The 241-nt window shown below is 36.1% G+C and carries 1 protein-coding gene; it reads left to right on the forward strand.

Translation table 11 applies throughout. From position 1 onward, the window contains the following. Nucleotides 1-241, forward strand: a 241-nt coding sequence (locus RYX56_RS24865; protein ID WP_317124455.1) for an FtsQ-type POTRA domain-containing protein, incomplete at both ends; no start/stop codon positions are given.

Genomic DNA, 241 nt, shown 5'->3' on the forward strand with positions numbered 1-241 from the left:
GTAAAACAGAATGATATTGCCGTAAAATTAAAGAAGCTCTCCGAAGTAAAAAGTACAGCGGTTAACATTCACTGGCCAAACACCATTGTGATTAAAGTAAAGGAACATAAGAGAATGGCTTACCTTAAGCAGGAGCAATATTATTTTCCTGTCATGGATAACGGTAAGGTACTTAAAAATAAAAAAACTGAAATCATTCCGACAACTTCGCCGATTCTTTTCGAATTTAAAGAAGGGGCGG

Source organism: Alkalihalophilus lindianensis (assembly GCF_032843265.1).
GTDB lineage: Bacteria > Bacillota > Bacilli > Bacillales > Bacillaceae_D > Alkalihalophilus > Alkalihalophilus lindianensis.